The sequence below is a fragment of the Micromonospora deserti genome, from assembly GCF_003236335.1.
Lineage (GTDB): Bacteria > Actinomycetota > Actinomycetes > Mycobacteriales > Micromonosporaceae > Micromonospora > Micromonospora deserti.
This window is the reverse complement of record NZ_POUB01000394.1, coordinates 1-4134: the sequence shown is the minus strand read 5'-3', so window position 1 is coordinate 4134 and position 4134 is coordinate 1. Positions and strand designations below refer to the sequence as shown.

Sequence of the window (4134 nt, the reverse complement as noted above, 5' to 3'; positions counted from 1 at the left end):
GTCTCGGCGAGGACGTCGGGGTCGTCGGCCGGGGTGCCGGGGTCGAACCGGACCGTCCAGGTCAGGCCGTCGACGCCGGGCACCCGGCGGGCGGCGATCCGGCCACCGCCGCCGGGCACCGGGTGGGCCTGGGTGTACGCCACCGAACGGGTCACCCGGGCCCGCACCTGGTGCGGCAGGTCCCCCGGGTCGAACAGCAGGTACGTCTCGGCCGGGCAGTCGGCGACCACCTGGTAGCCGTCCCGCTCGGCGACCCGCTCGGCCGGCGTGACGGTCAACTCGCGGCCGGACCAGACCGCCTTGAGGATGTCGTGCCAGCCGATCCGGTGCCCCCGGCCGGGCAGCCAGAGCCCGAGGTTGCTGGCCACCAGCACGCCGTCGCCCTCGCCGTTGCCGGCCGCGGCCCAGGCGAGCACCCGCTCGTCGCGCTCCAGCGGCGGGCGGGCCGCCGGCGGCAGCTTCGGCCGGCGGTTGAACAGCCCCATCACAGCCCTCCCGCGGCCTGCTCGCGCAGCGCCCGCGCGTGCTGCTCCAGGCTGAGCAGCTCACCGAAGGCCGCGAAGTACTCGTCCTTGTTGTTGACCGGGTTGATCCGCTGGATCCGGGACTTCAGGTCCTTGATCCGGCCGGTTACGGAGCCCCACTGGAGGCGGGCCATGGTGACCGAGACGTACCGGGGGTCGGGCTCGCCGTCGATCCGCAGCGGCTCCACGGCCAGCTCGCCGACGAGCGCCCGGGCGGCCAGATCCTCGCAGGCGTCCCGGACCGACTCGATCCAGACCGCGCCGCCGGTCGCCGCCGCCGCCCCGCCGGCCGCCGCCACGGCCGCCCGCACCGCCACGTGCACCGGGTGCCGGTACTCCGCGGCCTCGACCGCGTCGAACATCGGCCCGGCCAGCACCGGCTGCTGGAGGGCGAGCTTCAACGCCTCCCGCTCGACCATCGACCGCGGGCTGTCCACGGTCGGCTCGGCCGGGGCGGGACGGGGCGCCGGGGCAGCGTCCCTCCCGGGTGGCGCCGACGCGGCGGCGAGCACGGCGCGGTGCACCGGCTCGATCTCCATGCCGAGGTCACCGGCGAGCTTGCGGACGTACTCGGGACGCTTCTCCCGGTCTTTGATCTTGGCAACCAGCGGCGCGGCGCGGCGCATCGCCTCCACCCGACCGTCGACGGTGTCCAGGTCGTAGCGGCTGATCACGTGACGCAGCGCGAAATCGACCAGCGGCTCGCGGCGGGCGACCAGGTCACGCACCGCCAGGTCGCCCTTGGCCAGGCGCAGCTCGCACGGGTCCATGTTGTCGGGGCTGACCGCGATGAAGGTACGGCCGACGAAGCGCTGGTCGTCGTCGAAGGCGCGCAGCGCCGCCTTCTGCCCGGCGGCGTCCCCGTCGAAGGTGAAGATGATCTCGCCAGCCACCGCGTCGGTGTCCAGCAGCAGCCGGCGCAGCACCCCGATGTGATCGGCGCCGAACGAGGTGCCGCAGGTCGCCACCGCCGTCGGCACCCCGGCGAGATGGCAGGCCATCACATCGGTGTAGCCCTCCACGACGACCACCTTGCCCTGCTTGGCGATCTCACGCTTGGCCTGGTCGATGCCGTAGAGGACGTGCGACTTCTTGTAGATCGGCGTCTCGGGGGTGTTCAGGTACTTCGGGCCGTCGTCGTCGTCGAAGAGCTTGCGGGCGCCGAAGCCGATCACGTCGCCGGTGAGATCGCGGATCGGCCAGAGCAGCCGGCGGCGGAACCGGTCGATCAGGGTGCCGGAGCGGGACTCCCGGGACAGCCCGGCGGTCACCAGCTCCTGGTGGGTGAAGCCCTGCTGGCGCAGGTGCTTGGTGAGCAGGTCCCAGGCGTCCGGGGCGAAGCCGCAGGCGTAGCGCTCGGCAGCGGCCCGGTCGAAGCCCCGCCCCGCCAGGAACTCCCGGGCGGGGCGGGCGGCGGCGGTGGTGAGCTGGGCCTGGTAGAACTCGACGGCGGCGGCGTGCGCGGCCACCAGACGCTGCCGCTGGCCCTGCTGGGGGCGGGCACGCGGTGCCGCGGTGTCGCTGTCGACGTAGCGCAGCTGGATGCCGGCCCGCGCGGCGAGCCGCTCGACCGACTCGACGAAACTCAGGTGCTCGGCGTCCATCAGGAACTTGATGGCGTCACCGCCGGCCCCGCAGCCAAAGCAGTACCACACGTTCCGGGCCGGCGAGACGTTGAACGACGGGCTCTTCTCGTCGTGGAACGGGCAGAGCCCCTTGAGGTTGCCGCCACCGGCGGACTTCAGGGTCACCGTCTCGGAAATGACGTCGGCGATCGAGGTGCGCTCGCGGACCAGCGCGATGTCCTCGTCCCGGATCCGCCCAGCCATCTCCGCCACCTCCTCGGCGTACATCCTGCCCTGCCGCACCGACGCGCCGCCGCCGGGGGACGCCGTGGATGGCGACCGCAGCGGGTGGCGACCCGGAGCGGTCGCGCCGGCGGCGGCCGGGGACCAGGGCGGGTCAGCGAGGCCGGCGGCGCAGGTAGCGGCGGACCGGCGGCGGGTCCTCCTCCTCGTACGACCGGGCGGCGCGGATCGCGGCGGCGAGACCGTAGCGGCGGTTGCGGGGTGGCGGATTGACCGCGGGATCCCGGGACATGTCCGTGAGCAGCGCGGCGGCCAGCCCCAGCATCACCACCACGAACGGCAGGGCGACCAGGATGGTCGCCTGTTGCAGGGCGCCCAGCCCGCCGGCCAGCAGCAGCACGGCGGCCGTGGCACCGATCAGCACCCCCCAGGTCACCACCAGCACCCGGTGCGGGCGCAGCGCACCCCGGGAGGTCAGCGAGCCGAGCACCAGCGACGCCGAGTCGGCGCTGGTGACGAAGTACACCGCGATCAGCACCATGGCCAGCACACTGGTCAGCGCCGCCAACGGCAGCGCGTCGAGCAGGCCGAAGAGGGCCTGTTCGGTGCCCTCCCCGACGTCGGCGACCAGGTCCCGGGCACCGGTGGCCTGCGCCCGCAGCGCGCTCCCGCCCATCACCGCGAACCACACCGCGCTGGCCCCGCTCGGCACCAGCAGCACCCCGACGAGGAACTGCCGCACCGTGCGGCCCTTGGAGATCCGGGCGATGAAGGTGCCCACGAAGGGCGCCCAGGAGATCCACCACGCCCAGTAGAAGACCGTCCAGGAGCCGAGCCACGCCGGGTCGGAGAAGGCACCGGTGCGGGTGGACATGAAGACCAGGTTGCCCAGGTAGTCGCCGATCGAGGCGGGCAGCACCTCCAGCGTGTAGATGGTCGGCCCGACCGCGAAGACGAAGACCAGCAGCAGCACCGCCAGCAGCACGTTGGTGGTGGAGAGCCACTTGATGCCCTTGTGCAGCCCGGAGAAGGCGGAGATCACGAAGGCCAGGGTGAGCGCGCCGATCACGACCAGGTCCACCGCGGTCGTGTCCTGGATGCCCGCCACCAGGTCGAGACCGGCGGCGACCTGGAGCGCGCCGAGGCCGAGGCTGGTCGCCGAGCCGAACACGGTGGCGAAGACCGCCAGCAGGTCAACCACCCGGCCGGTCACCCCGTCGGCCCGGTCGCCGAGCAGCGGACGGAAGGCGGCGGAGATCCGGTTCGCCCGCCCCTTACGGAAGGTCGAGTACGCGAGCGCGAGCGCCACCACCGCGTAGATCCCCCACGGGTGCAGCGTCCAGTGGAAGAGGGTGTACTGCATCGCCGTCGCGCCGGCCGCACCGGTCTGCGGTTCCACCCCGGTGGCCGGCGGGGGTGCCGCGTAGTGCTGGATGGGCTCGGCGACGGCGAAGAAGACCAGGCCGATCCCCATCCCGGCGCTGAACATCATCGCGATCCAGGCCAACGTGTTGAACTCGGGCTGGTCATCGTCGGCGCCGAGCCGGATCCGGCCGAACCGGGTCGCCGCGATCACCACGGCCAGCACCAGGAAGGCGTCGGCGGCCACTACGAAGAACCAGCCGAAGGTGTTGATCACCCAGCTCAGGCCGGACTCGCCGAAACTGGCCAGGGACCGCCTCGCCAGCGCGCCCCAGGCCACCACGGCCAGCACACCACCTACGCCGAGCGCCAGCACCACCCGGTCGACGGACGGCCGCCCGGTGTGCCGCTCCCCCACCTGCTCGCTCATGCTCCACCCC

General features: G+C 73.1%; 3 protein-coding genes. All 3 read right to left on the bottom strand.

Annotated elements, in window-relative coordinates; genetic code table 11:
* Positions 1 to 485: hypothetical protein (locus C1I99_RS29915; protein WP_111137529.1), on the bottom strand; the 485-nt coding region annotated here is incomplete at its 3' end.
* The gene (gene dnaG / locus C1I99_RS29910) at positions 485 to 2377 is read right to left on the bottom strand and encodes a DNA primase (protein WP_111137528.1); all 1893 of its coding nucleotides are present in this window, start codon (positions 2375 to 2377) and stop codon (positions 485 to 487) included. The genes dnaG and C1I99_RS29915, both read right to left, overlap by 1 nt.
* 109 nt (positions 2378 to 2486) lie before the next feature.
* Positions 2487 to 4124 carry a BCCT family transporter gene (locus C1I99_RS29905; RefSeq protein WP_111137527.1) on the bottom strand — a complete coding sequence of 546 codons (1638 nt, stop codon included), beginning with the start codon at positions 4122 to 4124 and terminating at the stop codon, positions 2487 to 2489.
* Positions 4125 to 4134: the final 10 nt, after the last annotated feature.